We start from the raw sequence: 16,427 nt of genomic DNA, 5'->3' as shown, positions 1-16,427 counted from the left end.
ATAAAAATAATATGTTAGTATTGCAGAGCAGTGTAAGGATTTAAATCATGAATATAGAACTACTAGTTAGTAAAGCTAAACAAGTATGCGATAACCGTGGCGCAAGATTCACTCCAATCAGAGAAAAAGTATTTAGATTACTGGCCTCAAAGCAAGGTGGCGTGGGCGCTTACGACTTACTTGAAGAATTAAAACTTACCGAATCTGCAGCTAAGCCTGCTACCGTATACCGCGCGTTAGACTTTCTGTCTGAATTAGGTTTTATTCACAAGATTGAAAGTACCAATGCATTCATGCTTTGCCATCACTTCGATCATATTCATCCTGTTCAGTTACTGATCTGCGACAGCTGCGGACACGTTCAAGAGCTTCATTCTAGTGCGATTTCGCACGAGTTAAATAACCTAGCAGCTGAGACGGGGTTTATCGTTTCAGAGCAAACCATTGAAGCACATGGTCGTTGTGAAAAGTGTAAAGATTAAGTGCGAGCGCGCAAAAATCCCTCTACACTTAAGAGTAACAACGGCAAATTAAAAAATAATGCGTAAGGGAAATCAAATATGAATGTAGAGTTCATCAACCCCTTTTTATCATCTTTAATCAATGTCTTAGCCACGATGGCGCAAACAGAATTGACGCCGGGTAAGCCCAAGGTTAAGAAGGACGAAGTGGCACAGGGCGATGTTTCTGGACTGATTGGTATGGTGGGTCCACAAACCAAGGGGTCATTTTCCATCACGTTTGATGAGAGCCTCGCGCTAACCATTATGGAGCGCATGCTGGGTGAACGACCAGACTCCATAAATGAAGACGTCACTGACATGGTAGGTGAAATCACTAACATGGTCACCGGTGGTGCTAAGAATCTATTGGGCGAAAAAGGCTATGAATTTGATATGGCCACACCTGTTGTGGTGTCAGGCCCAGGTCATACTATTACCCATAAATGCGAAGGGCCCAAGCTTATTATGCCATTCACCTCCGCTGATGGTAACGCTAACATTGAGGTCAGCTTCGATAAACTAGCACAACAGTAAAGTACACTTCCTGATGACTTGGCAACAAAAACACATCACGCTTAAGCCTCGCAACCGGGGCTTTCACTTAGTCGATAATGAAATTCTGCAACAGTTACCAGAGCTTAAACAGATTAAGGTCGGCCTGCTGCATTTATTTTTACAACATACCTCGGCCAGTTTAACCATTAATGAAAACGCCGATCCTACCGTGCGCATGGACATGGAAAGCCACTTTAATCATTTTGTGCCTGAACGGCAAAGCTATTATCGCCATGATTATGAAGGCGATGACGATATGCCAGCTCACATCAAATCGAGCACTCTGGGCTGTGAATTGACGCTGCCTATTGCTAATGGAGAACTGCAACTGGGTACTTGGCAAGGGGTCTACCTAGGCGAGCACCGCGACCACGGCGGCGCCAGACGGCTTATAGCCACCTTACAAGGTCAGCAATATTCGTAGCTCACCCGGGGCGTAACGTTACAAAGCAGTTCATAGGGGATGGTGCCTGCGCAGCGGGCTACCTCTTCCACCGCTAAGTTCGGCCCCCACATTTCCACCTCATCGCCCACCTGAATGCCATCGGGGTTGGCGCCAATGTCAACGCTGATCATATCCATAGAAACACTGCCAACAATGCCGTAGCGTTTATTGCGGATCACCACAGGCGTGCCGCATTGGGCGTGGCGTGGATAGCCATCGCCATAACCCACGCCAATAATCGCTAACTGGGTATCACACGGGCTTTGCCAACGACCGCCGTAGCCTACTGGGCTATTGGCTTTTAGCTGCCGAATAGCAATGACCTTAGTGGTCAAGCGCATCACAGGCTGCAAGCCATGCTGCTGGCCTACGCCATTTTGCATGGGCGATATACCATAGAGCATTAACCCAGGACGGATCCAATCGCCATGGGTTTGTGGCCAGCCAATCACCGCTGCAGAGTTGGCTAAACAAAGTGGTCCAGATAGCGTATCGACGAGACGAGTAAACAGCGCCTGCTGCACCTGCGTCTGATCATTGTGTTTATCATCGGCACAGGCAAAGTGGGTCATCAAGTGAATAGTATCGGCAACGTTGGCGCAGGCTTTTAACCTCTTATGAAAGGCTAAAAACTCGCTTGGCTCAACGCCTAGACGATGCATGCCAGTATCCACCTTAAGCCATACCGTGAGTTTAGCATCGAGCTGCGCTTGCTCTATGGCTTCTAGTTGCTGAATGTTATGTACAATTGTTTGGAGGTTGTTAGCCAATAAAATCGGTAAGTCTGAGGCATGAAAAAAGCCTTCAAGCAGCACAATCGGCTTGGTGATACCACCAGCTCTGAGTGCCAGCGCCTCGTCAATGCGGGCGACCGCAAAGGCATCGGCTTCGTTAAGGTGCTGTGCCACCTTCACTAAACCATGACCATAGGCATTGGCTTTTAACACCGCCATTATTTTGCTGTTGGGCGCCATCTGTTGCGTGCGCTTCAAGTTGGCTTGTAACGCAGTTAGGTCAATTTCGGCACAGGCTAATCGCATGCTTACTACTCTTGTAAATTATTAATACTCATCGTCCATAGCAGGACCAGCATAGTTGTCAAAACGTGAGTATTGACCTTGGAACGTTAACCTAACCTTACCAATCGGACCATTACGCTGTTTACCAATGATGATCTCGGCTGTGCCTTTGTCTGGGCTGTCTTCGTTGTATACTTCATCACGGTAAATAAACATGATTAAGTCGGCATCCTGCTCGATAGAGCCCGATTCCCGCAAGTCGGAGTTCACTGGTCGCTTATCTGCCCGCTGCTCCAAGGTACGGTTCAGCTGCGATAGTGCAATAACTGGGCATTCTAACTCTTTTGCCAAGGCTTTCAGTGAGCGCGATATTTCGGCAATTTCCAAGGTACGGTTATCGGATAAACTCGGTACTCGCATAAGTTGCAGGTAATCCACCATGATCATACTGATGCCGCCGTGATCCCGAGCAATACGTCGTGCTCTTGAGCGCACGTCGGTTGGCGTGAGGCCTGAGGCATCGTCAATGTACATTTTGCCTTTTTCCATCAACAGCCCCATGGTGGATGACAAGCGAGCCCAATCATCATCATCTAATTGCCCGGTACGTACCTTGGTCTGGTTTATACGGCCTAGTGAAGCCAGCATCCTCATCATGATCTGATCGGAGGGCATCTCCAAAGAGTAAATAAGCACCGGCTTGTCTTGGGTCATAGCCGCGTGCTCAGCCAAGTTCATGGCGAAGGTGGTCTTACCCATTGAAGGTCGTGCCGCAACTATCACTAAGTCGGAAGGTTGTAATCCGGCGGTCATCTTATCCAGATCGCCATAGCCGGTGCTCACCCCAGTCACCCCGTCTTGCGGCGACTGGTATAGCTCTTCAATTTTATCGACGGTTTTTTCCAGTATGTTATGAATGCTTTGCGGCCCTTCGGTGCTTTTTGAGCGCTGCTCCGCAATTTTAAACACTTTACTTTCGGCTAAGTCCAATAGCTCATGGCTATCACGCCCTTCAGGGTTAAAGCCCGCCTCCGCGATTTCGTTGGCAACACCAATCATCTCGCGCACCACGGCGCGCTCGCGTACAATGCTCGCGTAGGCATCAATATTGGCAGCACTCGGGGTGTTTTTAGCGATTTCAGCTAAATAAGAAAAGCCACCTACCGTTTCCAGTTGGTGATTCTTTTCTAAGTTCTCAGAAATGGTGATTAAGTCGATGGGCTGACCTAATTCCACCAGCTTTTCCATCGATTCAAAGATCAACTTATGGGTTCTGGTGTAAAAGTCATGAGACACCACCAATTCTGCCACGCGGTCAAATGCTTCGTTGTCGAGCATTAAACCACCAAGCACAGATTGCTCGGCTTCAATGGAATGGGGTGGTACTTTTAAGGTATCAACTTGTAGATCAGATTTAGCCATATCACAACAATGAGAGGTCGACGGCCCTCTATTGTATCTGGTCTCAGATTAACTGCAAACAACAAAAAGCCGGTGCTATAAAAACACCGGCTTTAAGCTCAGAAAGCTTGTCTATAAACACGACTACTGACGCTTTAGCTCAACATTGCCGCTGACCGTATCAATTTCAACATCGGCATCGCCATCGCCTAACACAAACTCCAATGAACGTGCTGGCCCATACTTTTCTTTTTTCACTTGATCTGAGCTCAATTGGTTATTAATACGGCCACCGGAATGAGCATTAATATCAAAGCGGGCGGATACCTCTGCCGGGAAGTACAGCTCAATATCGCCACTGACACTGTCGAGGTTGAGGTTAGCGTTGCTTGCAAGGGTCTCCATATACACTTCAATTTCACCATTTACCGTGGACAGTCTCAGGTCTTTTAACTCACTCATTCTTAATTCCACTTCGCCATTGACGTTTTCTAGGCGTAGCTCATTGGCTGTGGTTTGCGTCTTAATTTCGCCATTGACCGCGCTAAATCTCAGCTTACCCGCAGAGTCAATGTCTTCAATATCACCATTTACGGTCTCAAACTGAATATTGCCAGAAAGGTCACGAGTATCAATGTCGCCATTCACCGTTTCCAGAGTGATTTTGCCACTGGCTTGGCGCAGCTCGATATTGCCATTCACGGTTTTAATACGAGCTCCAGCCTGCAAATCCGCCGCTTCCACATCAACCACTACGCCCTCAAAATCTAGCTCGCTGGTGCGCGGCATAAAAATAGTCAGTTCCGAGCCACCTCGCCCACCCCAGCTTTGATAGCGTTTAGGCATTTCTACAATAAATTCGGTCACCTGACCTTGGTTTTCTAGGCGATAGCCTTTTGCTTTGTCATCTAACTCACCGGTGACCTTAAACACGCCTTTGTCCCAGGTTTTGATCACTACATCACCACGCTGGTTTTCAATAATGACTTTACCATCACTGGGAATGTTTAATTCTTTGTCTATCTGCTCTCCGGCAAGGGCCAACGCAGGTAATGCCGCTAAGGTTAATAGTAATGCTCTCATCCTCATTCTCCTAAATTTGTTGCCATTGTGGCTCATGAACCTTGTTTATTAGGTCAAGTTGCTGCTGGTATACTTGCGCTAACATTTTTAACAGCGCTGCGTTTTCTGGGTCTTGCTTAAGCGATAATTTAATCGCTTGCTCCGCGTCTTCCAGTTCCTGTAGCTGCACCTGCCAATCGGATGTTAATGCCGGTTGCGATTGATACTGCACCAATAAAGACTGCTTTTGCTGTTCAAAAAAGGCACTAATGTTAGCCAGCGAGTCCTGCTGCGGTTGGTTCATCACCACCTGCCATGCGAGTAACCCGGCAATGGTGCATGCTGCAATACCCGATAACTTCTGCCAGTGATTACTACTTGGAGTAGGTTCAATCGCTGCTGGCTGGTTAATCGCACGCTCTATCCCAGACCATAAATCGCGTTGTGGCTGCGCTTGCGACTTTTGTTCCAGTGCATTTTGCATAAATTCATCGAATGAGGGTTTACTCATTGTTGTACCACTCCTGTAATAAATTTCGTGCTCTATGGTATTGCGATTTACTCGACCCCACAGCCATACCTAACATGTTGGCAATTTCCTCATGGCGATAGCCCTCTACCGCATGTAAAACAAAAACTAACCTGGCGCGCTCTGGTAACCGAACAATAAGCTGATCGAGACCATTTAGGTCGCCCAGCATGGCTGCTGCTTGCTCATCTAGACCTGACTGCTCAAAGCTCACCACTTTCTGTAACCAGTTTTTTTGCTTGCGCAAATAACTAATGGCGATATTGCTGGTGACACTGTGCAGCCAAGTGGTAAATTGTGACTGCCCCTGAAATTGCGCAATCTTTTGCCACACTTGTACGAAGACTTCTTGGCATGCATCTTCTGCATGAGCAGGCTCCGCCAGTAAACGTAAACACAGTGCGTACACTCGCCGATGATGTTGCTCGAATAAAGTACGAAAAGCACTTTGATCCCCTTGCTGACACCTCGCCACTAGCGCATCGGTTTGTTCTTGTGAAAATGCCTCTTTGGCATTAATTATCATGCGTTTTATCCTTTGAGTTGACGGCTTAATCTTCGCACATACCGTGATGCAAACAAAGCAACCCAAGTTCAACTGCCTGTTTCAACTTGCTAACTTAACTTATTGGTACTGGATTAGACGTCAACTAAAGCGAGAAAGGTTTAAAAGCAAAGAAAAGTTTTTTATCGGACTACTTAAATCAACTTTGGCTAAGGAAGTGCTGGGGACCATAGTGTTATTTTGTTAGGGGACTATAACGCTGCTCACGCCAAGGTTGCTGGCGCAACAAAGCAACTAGTAAGCCACGGTCTTCTTGTTGCCGTGACGCCACTTTGCACCGGCATCAATATCTACACGAGCCGTAGGTACACTTTGCAAGTGTGAGTAGGAGCATTTGCTCTCTAATTAGTTGTAGTAAGTAAGTTGAGATGGCAAGGGTTAGGGAGTATAAAATAAAAATGGTCACCCACAGTATCTGGGTAGTATTTTGGAGACTATAAAAATAAAAAGCCGCGCATTAGCATGCACGGCTTTTTGTGCTTAATTAGTTATTAAGCTTCAGCAATTACGATTACTTTGATCGTAGCTGTAACGTCTGCGTGTACTTGGATATCTACGTCAAACTCGCCAGTCTCACGGATAGTACCTAGAGGAAGACGAACTTCTGACTTAGCAACCTCAACACCTACTGCAGAGATAGCATCAGCAATATCGCGAGTACCGATAGAACCGAATAGCTTACCTTCGTCACCCGCTTTAGAAACTAGAGTCACTTCTGCAAGTGCTTCTAATTTTTCTGCGCGTGCTTGTGCTGCAGTTAGCTCTTCAGCGATTTTCGCTTCAAGCTCAGCGCGACGTGCTTCGAAAGTTTCAATGTTAGCTTTAGTTGCAGGAACTGCTTTACCCTGAGGGAATAAGAAGTTACGCGCGAAGCCAGCTTTAACATTAACCTGATCACCTAGGCCACCTAGGTTTGCAATTTTGTCTAGTAGAATAACTTGCATGTCTCTACACCTTTTAAAAACTAGTAATCAGCTGCTTACTTGTGTAAGTCAGTGTATGGAAGAAGGGCTAGGTAGCGAGCACGCTTGATAGCTGTTGCTAGCTGACGCTGGTATTTAGCGCTAGTACCTGTGATACGGCTAGGTACGATTTTGCCACTTTCTGTTACGTAGTTTCTAAGAGTAGCCAGATCTTTGTAATCAATTTGTTGTACGCCTTCCGCTTTGAAACGGCAGAACTTACGACGTCTGAAATAACGTGCCATGAGTAATTTCCTCAATTAATTCTTTCAATATGTTGTGCGTGCAAAACCAGTTGACTCAAGCCGTTTCGACTCTCGTGGCGATTGATAAAACCGCGAACTTGTAATGCTTGCCCAACGTATAAATGCTCTGTTTGGTTTCGGAACTGTTCACCGCTGGCAACCACTTGGATACGCACGTAAGCGTTTCTGGTTAGGTCTGCCTCTAGCTGCATTGATTTATGCTCTAGCACAAATATGCAGTGTGGGATCCCAGCTGGGCTTTGACTAAATTTTGGTGTTTTACAAATCACGCCCGAAAGCAGATATTGATTAGTATACAGGTCAACCTGATTACTCACCATTACCTCAAGAGGTTAGTCAAATCCGAACTCAACAACGATTAAGCAGAAGCTGCTTCTTTTTTCTCTTCTTTAGCAAGAGGAGATGCTTCAGTTACTGCATTCTTAGTACGCATAACTAGGTTACGTAGTACTGCATCGTTGTAGCGGAAAGAAGTTTCAAGCTCGTTGATTACTTCAGTAGGTGCTTCAACGTTCAATAGAACATAGTGTGCTTTGTGAAGCTTCTCGATTGGGTATGCCAGTTGACGACGACCCCAGTCTTCTAGACGGTGGATAGTACCACCAGCTTCAGTGATAGAACCAGTATAACGCTCGATCATACCAGGTACTTGCTCACTTTGGTCTGGGTGAACCATGAATACGATTTCGTAATGACGCATGGATATTCCTTACGGTTAATATAGCCTTGTCCCGTTTCGGCCAGTCGGGTTAAGGCAAGGAACGATAATTGTTGGGCCGAAAGAGCGCGTATTTTACGCGTAGTGCTAAAATTAAGCAATCAGTTTATTGCAAAAAAACGGTGGAATAAGGCGATATATCTGAACGTATCTGAGCAGTATTACAAGGTATGAATAAAAGGAAAGTTGGAGCGGCACACGAGGTTCGAACTCGTGACCTCGACCTTGGCAAGGTCGCGCTCTACCAGCTGAGCTAGTGCCGCATCACATTTTTTAGCTCTGGATTTGTTGGTAACAAAGGCAAGGTCGCGTTGATTACCTACTGCAGCTGAGCTAGTGCCGCATCACAAAAGTTTAGTTATACACCTAAGAAAGTGTTTGGAGCGGCACACGAGGTTCGAACTCGTGACCTCGACCTTGGCAAGGTCGCGCTCTACCAGCTGAGCTAGTGCCGCATCACAAAATTTAGCTCCCAAATTGTCGGTAACTACGCAAGGTCGCGTCTATCACCTGTAGCAGCTGAGCTAGTGCTGCATCACATTTTTTAGCTCCGGATTTGTTGGTAACTACGCAAGGTCGCGTTGATCACCTACTGCAGCTGAGCTAGTGCCGCATCAAAAAAGTTTAGTTTATACACCTAAGAAAGTGTTTGGAGCGGCACACGAGGTTCGAACTCGTGACCTCGACCTTGGCAAGGTCGCGCTCTACCAGCTGAGCTAGTGCCGCATCACATTTTTTAGCTCTCAAATTGTCGGTAACTACGCAAGGTCGCGTCTATCACCTGTAGCAGCTGAGCTAGTGCTGCATCACAAAATTTAGCTCTAGATTTGTTGGTAACAAAGCAAGGTCGCGTTGATCACCTACTGCAGCTGAGCTAGTGCCGCATCACAAAAGTTTAGTTATACACATAAGAAAGTGTTTGGAGCGGCACACGAGGTTCGAACTCGTGACCTCGACCTTGGCAAGGTCGCGCTCTACCAGCTGAGCTAGTGCCGCATTCCATAGTTAGCTCGTTGTATTGTCGGTAACAAAGGCAAGGTCGCGTCTATCACCTTTAGCAGCTGAGCTAGTGCCGCATTCCATAATTAGCTCATTGTGTTGTCGGTAACAAAGACAAGGTCGCGTCTATCACCTGTAGCAGCTGAGCTAGTGCCGCATCTTAAAAGCCTGAAAACCCCGCAGGGCTTGTCTTCTCAAGCGGGGCAGGATTCTACAAGATAATATTTGCTTTGCAAGTATTTTTTTAGACTTTGAAGAATTTTTCCTGATAAACCTTTAATTCCATAATGGAATCTTTAATGTCATCAAGGGCAAGGTGGGAGCTTTTCTTCTTAATATCGTCTAACAGTTCAGGTTTCCAACGTCGCGCAAGCTCTTTAATTGTACTAACGTCTAAGTTGCGATAATGGAAATACTCTTCCAGCTCTGGCATGTACTTGTTAAGAAAACGACGATCTTGACCAATTGAATTACCACACATAGGTGATGCACCAGGTGGTACCCATTCGGTTAGAAAGTCTAATGTCTGCTTAATTGCATCCGCTTCAGTGAACTGACTTGCTTTACAACGTGCAGTAAGCCCAGAGCGACCATGTTGGTTGGTGCACCACTCGTCCATGCCATCCAGTAACTCATCGCTTTGATGAATTGCCACAACAGGACCTTCAGCTAGGATATTAAGATCACCGTCGGTGATCACCGTCGCGATTTCTAAGATTCTATCTGTTTTTGGTTCTAACCCCGTCATTTCGAGGTCGAGCCAGATCAAATTTGATTCATGAAAAGACATACATTACCTTAGCGGTACTTTCCTTTAGATCCAATGCAATTAGATATATCATATTAGTTTCAACACTCGACCTAAAGCTTTTTTTACCTTGCGCGGCGTTTTATTGATTTATAGCCTAATTTTGAACGCTCTGCACCCCATAGCTTAAACAGATTATAGACATGGCAAAGAAAAAAAAACTCAGTAAGGGCCAATCCCGTAGGATCAGAGCCAATCAACAAAAACGCATCAGCACTGCTAAAAACACGCAAGCACCTGATATTTCATGGCAAAATGATAATCTGGGGCCAGCTGAAGCAGGCGTAGTGATCAGTCGTTTTGGCCAACACGCCGATATTGAGACCCACAGCCAAGAAATATTGCGTTGTAATATTCGTCGCACGGTGTCCAGCCTAGTCTGTGGTGACGAAGTATTATTCCGCCGTGCCAAAGTTAGTGAAGGAGACTTAGCAGGCGTAATAGAAGCAGTGCACGAGCGCCGTAGCCAACTGACTCGCCCCGACTTTTATGATGGCGTCAAAGTGGTCGCCGCCAATATCGATCAAATTATTATGGTTTCTGCCGTGGTGCCAGAGTTTACTCCACAGATCATCGATAGATACTTAGTGGCCTGTGAAGATATGGGCATCGAACCCATTCTACTGCTGAATAAAATCGATTTACTCGACCAAGAAGGGCTCGAGTATGTCGACGATATCTTAGATATTTACCGTGACCTAGGCTATCGCGTGCTACTAGTAAGTAATGAAACCCAACAAGGCATTGATGAGCTTAAATCTCTCCTTAAAGACAACAACAATATTTTTGTCGGTCAGTCAGGCGTTGGTAAGTCCACATTAGTCAATACAGTTTTACCGGATGCCGATATCCTCACTAAAGAAGTATCAGAGAATAGCGGCCTCGGGCAGCACACCACCACGGTCTCGAGACTACACCACCTGCCCTCCGGTGGTAACTTGATTGATAGCCCAGGGATCCGTGAGTTTGGTTTATGGCATTTAGAGGTAGAACGAGTGACTTGGTGTTTTAAAGAGTTCCGCGAGTTTATTGGTGGCTGTCGCTTTCGAGACTGCAAGCACCTTAACGATCCAGGCTGCTTAATTCGCGAGGCAGTGGACGAAGGAAAAATCAGCGAGCTGCGTTACGACAGTTACCATCGTATTTTAGAATCCATGGCCGATGGCCGAGCAGGTGCGCGAGCCCCTAGAGTCTGATAAAATTTATCTTGCTCATTATTGACGCGCAACACAGTGACTGGAACTTTGCCAGTAACAGAGCTAACCAATTAGGAACGTAAAACCGTGAACTTGGATAAACTTAAAATTGCCATGCAATACGCACTGCCTAAGCATGCAGTATCACGCTTAGTAGGCAAACTCGCCGCAGCCGAAGCTGGTGCATTAACCACCAAGCTTATTAAGCTGTTTATCAAGCAGTACAACATCGATATGAGCGAAGCATTGCATGAAGATCCGGCTCACTATAAGAGCTTTAATGAGTTTTTCACGCGGCCGTTAAAACCAGGCATTCGCCCGCTAGCTGAGCAGCAAGACATCATTGCCCATCCAGTAGATGGCGCCATTAGCCAACTAGGTGAAGTGGTTGATGGTCAAATTATTCAAGCTAAAGGCCATGATTACAGCCTACAAACTCTGTTAGGTGGACAAGAAGAAGACGTTACCCCGTATTTAGGCGGTAAGTTTGCCACCATTTATCTAGCACCGAAAGATTACCACCGTATCCACATGCCTATTGATGGTACCTTACGTAAAATGACTTACGTGCCTGGGGACTTATTCTCGGTCAACCCGTTAACGGCGCAAAACGTCCCTAACCTCTTCGCTAGAAACGAGCGAGTGGTCGCCATTTTTGATACCGAAATTGGCCCGTTAGCCATGGTACTGGTGGGTGCCACCATTGTCGCCAGCATAGAAACCGTTTGGGCAGGCACAGTGACGCCACCAGCTGGTAAAAGTGTCTTTACTTGGACTTACCCAAGTAGCGGCGATAATGCCATTTCCCTGAAAAAGGGCGAAGAAATGGGTCGCTTTAAACTCGGCTCGACTGTTATTTTAGCTTGGGGTGCAAATCAAGCAGACTTTTTAGACGGCGAACAACCTGAAACGGTCACACGTATGGGTACGCCGTTTGCAAAAATCCACAATCAGTAATCCCTTTGGCTTGAGTGGTAACGCTCAAGCCACCTTCCACCTTTGCCGTTATTGACCACAGCAAGCACAACTTGCGTCTTTGCTCAGATGAAGCTGACGCTGCTTTAAACTCATACCATCAAAACACATAAATAAACTGCCTTGATGATGGCCTAATAGCGTATTGATGGCCAACATGGCTTGCTTGGCCCCGATGATCCCAAGTAATGGGCTCAGTACGCCAAAGTTATCACAGTTCTGCGGCGCCGCTGCTGCACCTGAAGGAAAAATACACTCATAACAGGCTGACTCATGGCGAAAGTCAAAGCACATCAACTGACCTTCAGTGGCTATTGCTGCGCCGGCAACCAATATCTTTTTCTGCTCTACACAGTAGCGATTGAGTAAATACCGTGTGGCAAAGTTATCACTGCAATCGAGCACAACATCGGCTTGGTTAAGTAAATCAGCAATATTCTGCTCACTGAGCATAGAAGCCACGGGGTTAAGGGTAATTTCATTATTTAAGCTTGCCAGCACTTTGCTTGCAGCTTGTGTTTTCGCTTGTCCTAAATGATTAATCTTATACAAGATTTGCCGCTGTAAGTTAGACAGCTCAACCTCATCGTCATCAATCAATGTGAGCTTTCCTATGCCACTGGCTGCCAAGTAGAATAAGGCTGGACTACCTAGGCCACCACAACCGACCACGGCCACATGGGCCTGCTTTAACCTCAGCTGACCTTGCTCTCCCACTTCCTTTAAGAGTAAATGGCGGCTGTAGCGTAGCCGCTCTTTATCATTCAACTCAGTCATTATCGGCCATGGCCTGCTTTAATGTCGCAACGGCAAGCTCAGGGTCTTGCGCTTCAGTTATCGCTCTCACCACCGCAATGCTCGATACTCCAGTGGCCGCAACTTCCGCAGCTCGTTCGCAATCTATTCCGCCAATGGCGACGGTGGGGTAACTGGATGCCATCAACGGCACAAACTGCGATAGCTTCTCTAGCCCTTGGATCTGCCCCGTCATATCTTTAGTGGCAGTAGGATAAATGGCACCAAACGCTAAATAACTGGGGCGATAGTTATGGGCACGCAACATTTCATAAAAACCATGAGTAGACACACCTAAGCGTAACCCTGCCTCTTGAATAGCAATTAGGTTGGCTTTATCGATGTCTTCCTGGCCTAAATGAACGCCATACGCTCCATGCTTAATCGCCAGCTCCCAGTAATCGTTAATAAACACCTTCGCAGCGTATTTTTGCCCCAGGGCAATGGCTGTTTCTATCTCCGCTTCAAGATTGGCTTGTTGTGGATCTTTTATCCTTAACTGCACTGTATCCACCCCTAAGGCCAGGCACTTCTCTACCCAGTCTGCGCTGTCTACCACAGCATAAAGCCCCATTGGTTCATCAATGCTGGCAAACCCCGCAGCAAAGTTAAACTCTTCAGGCAGTGCAAACTCAAGTTCATCTGCCAACCAAGAGCCGGCTTCAATTACTTGCGGGTAATCATCCAGCGTCACAGGGAAACCAGTATGCGCCACAGGCCCGACCCCTTCCCCATAACGTCGTGCCGCTTTTAGTCCGGCATTGATATACGCTTTGGCCAAAATAAACGCATCTTTGAATGGGTATGATTTGGCCACACACGCAGCCATCACCGATGACAAGCTGCATCCGGTGCCGTGACTGTGTGGAGTTTGAATTTTTTCATTGCCGAGCCAATACTCGTTGTCACCATCCGTGGCATAATCAATACAATATCCTTTTGGATAGTCCCAGTGCCCGCCTTTAATAACCACCGACTTGGCACCAAAGTCACGCAGCTTGGCAGCCGCCTCTTTTACTGCACTGGGACCAATTAAGTACACTCCCGTAAGCAACTGGGTTTCATGGGTGTTCGGCGTAACCACATCCACTAAAGGCAGCAAATGGGTTTTTAGTGCATCTACGGTGTCTTCTTCAGTTAATGAATCGCCGCTGGTTGCAATCGCCACGGGGTCGTAAACAATCACCGGCGGCACAGACCATGTGGCCTTATAATGTGACAGGTGTTCAGCAATCAATTGGATTTGTTGCACATTGGCGAGCATGCCAATTTTAATCACTGCCGCCGGCATATCTTGAGCCAGCGCCATTAGCTGCGACTCAATGACATCCGTTGCTACTGGATTAAGCGCTTCAACGCCTAAGCTATTTTGTGCTGTCAACGCGGTTATCACGGTACAGCAGTGCACGTTGAAGCTTTGGGTTGCCTTTAGATCCGCTTGGATACCTGCCCCCCCCCCTGAATCAGAACCCGCAATACTCCATACGATATGAGACAATGAAAACTCCTTAGCATTTATAGGTTAATTATGCTGCCAAAATGGCATCCCCATGGTGGGGGTCGAAGGTGTTGCCACCTCTTTTTCCGGCATCGCTTGGGCCAAATAAGATAAACGCCCAGCGTTAACGCTGGCTTTAAAAGCGCCCGCCATAGTGATTGGGCAGCCAGCGCCAGCCACCGCTGAGTTCAATAACACCGCATCATAACCGAGCTCAAGCGCCTGGCAAGCATGAGAAGGCAGCCCTAAGCCAGCGTCTATGATTAACGTTTGATGGGGTAGACGTTCACGGATGGTACGCAAGTTATAAGGGTTTAATAGCCCTTTACCTGTGCCAATGGGGGCACCCCATGGCATCAACACTTCACACCCTAGGGCATCTAAGCGCTGACACAAGACCAAGTCATCTGTGCAATAGGGCAATACTTTAAAGCCATCTTGCAGTAAAATTTCACTTGCTTGCAATAAAGCGATGGGATCGGGCTGTAAATTGTATTCATCGCCAATAAGCTCCAACTTAATCCAGTCGGTTTCAAATACCTCACGGCACATTTGCGCCAATGTCACCGCCTCTTTAACACTGTGGCAGCCTGCGGTGTTAGGCAATACCATTAGCCCTAGCTCTTTGATTAACGACCAAAAGTCGTCACCAGCGTGTTGGCTTTGTTGGCGCCGGAGGGAGACCGTGACAATCTCAGCCCCAGATTCCGTGATGGCAGATTGCATCACGTCAGGCGAAGGGTAGAGCGCAGAGCCAATCAGCATGCGGCTGTTAAACTGCTCGCCATAAATGGTAAGCGGCGCGTCAGTACTCACTGACATAACTAGCCTCCTTGAATAGGCGATAACAGCTCAACTTTATCACCATCATTGAGCATGGTGCTGGCAAGCTCGGTACGAGAAACAAAAGTGCCATTAAGTGCCACCGCATAAGGAGGCTGGGCACCTCTGGCGCTAATAAATTCTTCAATGTTTTGTGAGCGATGAAGGTGGATCTCTTCGCCATTCAATTCAACTTTCATAATAACTCCTGTGACAGTGCTTGGCGGACAATTTCCGGTGCCAACAAGTATCCATGACGATATAAACCATTGATACTGATTAGATTCTCCTGCCGTTCAATTTTTGGATGATTATCTTGAAACGCGGGCCGCAGTCCCGCCAACAACGAAACCACGCGCCCTTCAGCAAAACCACGATGCACAGAATACGCGGCAGAAAGCAACTCTAGGGTCGAACGCACGGTAATATCGCCCGAGTCTTGCGACTCAATTTCCGTTGCCCCAATGACAAATTGGTGCTCAGGCTTAGGCGCAATATAAATTGGATACCTAGGGTGCATCAAGCGCACTGGGCGGTTCAGACTCACTTCTGGTGCATAAATCCGAGCGACTTCACCACGCACCCCTCTGAGCCCTTGTCGCTCATCTTTGGCACCAAGGCCACGACAATCAATCACCCAATCGTAGTCACGCCGTAGCTGTGCGATTTGTTGGCTGTTACAAGGGTGAGAAAAGTGGATCTCAACTCCGCTGTTTTTTAGCGTCTGATAACTGCTGCGATAAAATGCTTGGTTGTCTAATTGCCCTTCACAAGGTAAGTACAACCCTTGATGAAAGGTGCCAGATAATTCCGGCTCAAGCGCTGTAATTTGTTGGCTATTGAGGGCTTGAGGCTCATGCCCTTGCAACGGTTTGAGACGCTGGGCAAAGCTGCGAAGATCGCCTTTATCTTGACCGTGAGCCACGATTAACGATCCCTGCTGCTGAAAGAAAACCGGAGTGTCGAGCTGCTGCAACAACGGCGGCCATAAATCCATCGCTCTGAGCCCCGTTTCAGCCAGATTAGCGTCACACATCACCGACTCGGCGAGTGGCGCCAACATGGCTGCGGCGACACTGCCGGCACTACTTTGCTGTGACTCGGCACTTTGTTCAAAGACACTGAGCCGATAACGTGGGGCCAACATCAGTGCGGCAACCCGCCCCACTAAGCCAAACCCTAAAATGGCAACCTTTGCTTGCCTCGACATAGTTTTTCTCCTTTGTAGCAACCACTTACACAGAGTGCGGTATTCGCTAAAGGCAGCTGCCGCATGCCACTATATAAGTCGTTACTAAGCCAAGTGAAA

The 16,427-nt window shown here is 47.2% G+C and carries 20 protein-coding genes and 4 tRNA genes; 5 read left to right on the top strand and 19 right to left on the bottom strand.

Annotation, left to right across the window (positions count from 1 at the left end; translation table 11 throughout):
- Positions 1–47 precede the first annotated feature (47 nt).
- From R3P39_RS15460 to R3P39_RS15450, 3 genes are all read left to right on the top strand, one after another.
- Positions 48–482, top strand: a complete 435-nt coding sequence (locus R3P39_RS15460; RefSeq protein WP_336568575.1) for a transcriptional repressor — start codon at positions 48–50, stop codon at positions 480–482.
- Positions 483–560: 78 nt separating this feature from the next.
- A complete protein-coding gene (locus R3P39_RS15455; protein ID WP_336568574.1) occupies positions 561–1,037 on the top strand; it encodes a chemotaxis protein CheX in 477 nt (158 codons plus the stop codon).
- 13 nt (positions 1,038–1,050) lie between these two features.
- Positions 1,051–1,482, top strand: a complete 432-nt coding sequence (locus tag R3P39_RS15450; protein ID WP_336568572.1) for a secondary thiamine-phosphate synthase enzyme YjbQ — start codon at positions 1,051–1,053, stop codon at positions 1,480–1,482.
- Here the strand turns inward: R3P39_RS15450 and alr are convergent.
- The 14 genes from alr to orn all read right to left on the bottom strand — a co-directional run bounded on the left by alr (position 1,467) and on the right by orn (position 9,814).
- Complete coding sequence (gene alr, locus R3P39_RS15445) at positions 1,467–2,543, bottom strand: alanine racemase (RefSeq protein ID WP_336568570.1); 1,077 nt, start codon at positions 2,541–2,543, stop codon at positions 1,467–1,469. The genes R3P39_RS15450 and alr overlap by 16 nt on opposite strands.
- A 21-nt stretch (positions 2,544–2,564) precedes the next feature.
- Positions 2,565–3,944: a replicative DNA helicase gene (gene dnaB, locus R3P39_RS15440; protein ID WP_336568568.1), complete on the bottom strand. Its 1,380-nt coding sequence runs from the start codon at positions 3,942–3,944 to the stop codon at positions 2,565–2,567.
- Between the two features lie 123 nt (positions 3,945–4,067).
- Entirely contained in the window at positions 4,068–5,006 is a 939-nt protein-coding gene (locus R3P39_RS15435; protein ID WP_336568567.1) for a DUF4097 family beta strand repeat-containing protein, read from the bottom strand.
- 10 nt (positions 5,007–5,016) lie between these two features.
- Positions 5,017–5,496: a hypothetical protein gene (locus R3P39_RS15430; protein ID WP_336568565.1), complete on the bottom strand. Its 480-nt coding sequence runs from the start codon at positions 5,494–5,496 to the stop codon at positions 5,017–5,019.
- Positions 5,489–6,040 (bottom strand): RNA polymerase sigma factor, encoded by a 552-nt coding sequence (locus R3P39_RS15425; RefSeq protein WP_336568564.1) that lies wholly within the window; start codon positions 6,038–6,040, stop codon positions 5,489–5,491. The genes R3P39_RS15430 and R3P39_RS15425 overlap by 8 nt, the downstream gene beginning before the upstream one ends.
- Before the next feature lie 530 nt (positions 6,041–6,570).
- Positions 6,571–7,023, bottom strand: coding sequence for a 50S ribosomal protein L9 (gene rplI / locus R3P39_RS15420; protein WP_336568563.1), 453 nt, complete (start codon positions 7,021–7,023; stop codon positions 6,571–6,573).
- 35 nt (positions 7,024–7,058) lie between these two features.
- Positions 7,059–7,286: a 30S ribosomal protein S18 gene (gene rpsR, locus R3P39_RS15415; RefSeq protein WP_002962753.1), complete on the bottom strand. Its 228-nt coding sequence runs from the start codon at positions 7,284–7,286 to the stop codon at positions 7,059–7,061.
- An 11-nt stretch (positions 7,287–7,297) separates the two neighbouring features.
- Entirely contained in the window at positions 7,298–7,627 is a 330-nt protein-coding gene (priB, locus tag R3P39_RS15410; RefSeq protein ID WP_010368809.1) for a primosomal replication protein N, read from the bottom strand.
- Positions 7,628–7,665: 38 nt separating this feature from the next.
- Positions 7,666–8,007, bottom strand: coding sequence for a 30S ribosomal protein S6 (gene rpsF, locus R3P39_RS15405; RefSeq protein ID WP_023400735.1), 342 nt, complete (start codon positions 8,005–8,007; stop codon positions 7,666–7,668).
- A gap of 205 nt (positions 8,008–8,212) precedes the next feature.
- A tRNA-Gly gene (locus tag R3P39_RS15400) sits at positions 8,213–8,288 on the bottom strand.
- 116 nt (positions 8,289–8,404) lie between these two features.
- Positions 8,405–8,480: transfer RNA gene (locus R3P39_RS15395), tRNA-Gly, on the bottom strand.
- Between the two features lie 195 nt (positions 8,481–8,675).
- Positions 8,676–8,751 (bottom strand) — tRNA-Gly (locus tag R3P39_RS15390).
- Positions 8,752–8,945: 194 nt separating this feature from the next.
- Positions 8,946–9,021, bottom strand: a tRNA-Gly gene (locus R3P39_RS15385).
- A gap of 247 nt (positions 9,022–9,268) precedes the next feature.
- Complete coding sequence (gene orn / locus R3P39_RS15380; RefSeq protein ID WP_336568543.1) at positions 9,269–9,814, bottom strand: oligoribonuclease; 546 nt, start codon at positions 9,812–9,814, stop codon at positions 9,269–9,271.
- Between the two features lie 161 nt (positions 9,815–9,975).
- Here orn and rsgA point away from each other — a divergent pair, with 161 nt between their 5' ends.
- Positions 9,976–11,028 (top strand): small ribosomal subunit biogenesis GTPase RsgA, encoded by a 1,053-nt coding sequence (gene rsgA, locus R3P39_RS15375; protein WP_336568542.1) that lies wholly within the window; start codon positions 9,976–9,978, stop codon positions 11,026–11,028.
- Between the two features lie 87 nt (positions 11,029–11,115).
- The gene (gene asd, locus R3P39_RS15370) at positions 11,116–11,985 is read left to right on the top strand and encodes an archaetidylserine decarboxylase (protein WP_336568540.1); all 870 of its coding nucleotides are present in this window, start codon (positions 11,116–11,118) and stop codon (positions 11,983–11,985) included.
- Between the two features lie 48 nt (positions 11,986–12,033).
- Here asd and R3P39_RS15365 read toward each other — a convergent pair whose 3' ends face one another.
- The 5 genes from R3P39_RS15365 to R3P39_RS15345 are packed head-to-tail and all read right to left on the bottom strand — an operon-like array spanning position 12,034 to position 16,328.
- Positions 12,034–12,780 (bottom strand): HesA/MoeB/ThiF family protein, encoded by a 747-nt coding sequence (locus tag R3P39_RS15365; protein ID WP_336568539.1) that lies wholly within the window; start codon positions 12,778–12,780, stop codon positions 12,034–12,036.
- Entirely contained in the window at positions 12,773–14,296 is a 1,524-nt protein-coding gene (gene thiE / locus R3P39_RS15360; RefSeq protein ID WP_336568538.1) for a thiamine phosphate synthase, read from the bottom strand. Before thiE ends, R3P39_RS15365 begins: the two co-directional genes overlap by 8 nt.
- 24 nt (positions 14,297–14,320) lie before the next feature.
- A complete protein-coding gene (locus R3P39_RS15355) occupies positions 14,321–15,118 on the bottom strand; it encodes a thiazole synthase (RefSeq protein WP_336568536.1) in 798 nt (265 codons plus the stop codon).
- Positions 15,119–15,120: 2 nt separating this feature from the next.
- Positions 15,121–15,318 carry a sulfur carrier protein ThiS gene (gene thiS / locus R3P39_RS15350; protein ID WP_336568535.1) on the bottom strand — a complete coding sequence of 66 codons (198 nt, stop codon included), beginning with the start codon at positions 15,316–15,318 and terminating at the stop codon, positions 15,121–15,123.
- On the bottom strand, positions 15,315–16,328 hold the full coding sequence (locus R3P39_RS15345; RefSeq protein ID WP_336568533.1) for an FAD-dependent oxidoreductase: 1,014 nt from the start codon (positions 16,326–16,328) through the stop codon (positions 15,315–15,317). Before R3P39_RS15345 ends, thiS begins: the two co-directional genes overlap by 4 nt.
- Positions 16,329–16,427 lie beyond the last annotated feature (99 nt).

Origin of the sequence: Pseudoalteromonas sp. UG3-2 (genome assembly GCF_037120705.1) — a bacterium.
Classification (GTDB): Bacteria; Pseudomonadota; Gammaproteobacteria; order Enterobacterales; family Alteromonadaceae; genus Pseudoalteromonas.
Note: the sequence above shows the minus strand (reverse complement) of the source record. Positions and strands in the feature narration are given on the sequence as shown.

Coding starts and splice junctions, on each gene's coding strand:
- R3P39_RS15460 (WP_336568575.1), top strand. CDS start 48: ATGAATATAGAACTACTAGTTAGTAAAGCTAAACAAGTATGCGATAAC.
- R3P39_RS15455 (WP_336568574.1), top strand. CDS start 561: ATGAATGTAGAGTTCATCAACCCCTTTTTATCATCTTTAATCAATGTC.
- R3P39_RS15450 (WP_336568572.1), top strand. CDS start 1,051: ATGACTTGGCAACAAAAACACATCACGCTTAAGCCTCGCAACCGGGGC.
- alr (WP_336568570.1), bottom strand. CDS start 2,543: ATGCGATTAGCCTGTGCCGAAATTGACCTAACTGCGTTACAAGCCAAC.
- dnaB (WP_336568568.1), bottom strand. CDS start 3,944: ATGGCTAAATCTGATCTACAAGTTGATACCTTAAAAGTACCACCCCAT.
- R3P39_RS15435 (WP_336568567.1), bottom strand. CDS start 5,006: ATGAGAGCATTACTATTAACCTTAGCGGCATTACCTGCGTTGGCCCTT.
- R3P39_RS15430 (WP_336568565.1), bottom strand. CDS start 5,496: ATGAGTAAACCCTCATTCGATGAATTTATGCAAAATGCACTGGAACAA.
- R3P39_RS15425 (WP_336568564.1), bottom strand. CDS start 6,040: ATGATAATTAATGCCAAAGAGGCATTTTCACAAGAACAAACCGATGCG.
- rplI (WP_336568563.1), bottom strand. CDS start 7,023: ATGCAAGTTATTCTACTAGACAAAATTGCAAACCTAGGTGGCCTAGGT.
- rpsR (WP_002962753.1), bottom strand. CDS start 7,286: ATGGCACGTTATTTCAGACGTCGTAAGTTCTGCCGTTTCAAAGCGGAA.
- priB (WP_010368809.1), bottom strand. CDS start 7,627: ATGGTGAGTAATCAGGTTGACCTGTATACTAATCAATATCTGCTTTCG.
- rpsF (WP_023400735.1), bottom strand. CDS start 8,007: ATGCGTCATTACGAAATCGTATTCATGGTTCACCCAGACCAAAGTGAG.
- orn (WP_336568543.1), bottom strand. CDS start 9,814: ATGTCTTTTCATGAATCAAATTTGATCTGGCTCGACCTCGAAATGACG.
- rsgA (WP_336568542.1), top strand. CDS start 9,976: ATGGCAAAGAAAAAAAAACTCAGTAAGGGCCAATCCCGTAGGATCAGA.
- R3P39_RS15365 (WP_336568539.1), bottom strand. CDS start 12,780: ATGACTGAGTTGAATGATAAAGAGCGGCTACGCTACAGCCGCCATTTA.
- R3P39_RS15355 (WP_336568536.1), bottom strand. CDS start 15,118: ATGTCAGTGAGTACTGACGCGCCGCTTACCATTTATGGCGAGCAGTTT.
- thiS (WP_336568535.1), bottom strand. CDS start 15,318: ATGAAAGTTGAATTGAATGGCGAAGAGATCCACCTTCATCGCTCACAA.
- R3P39_RS15345 (WP_336568533.1), bottom strand. CDS start 16,328: ATGTCGAGGCAAGCAAAGGTTGCCATTTTAGGGTTTGGCTTAGTGGGG.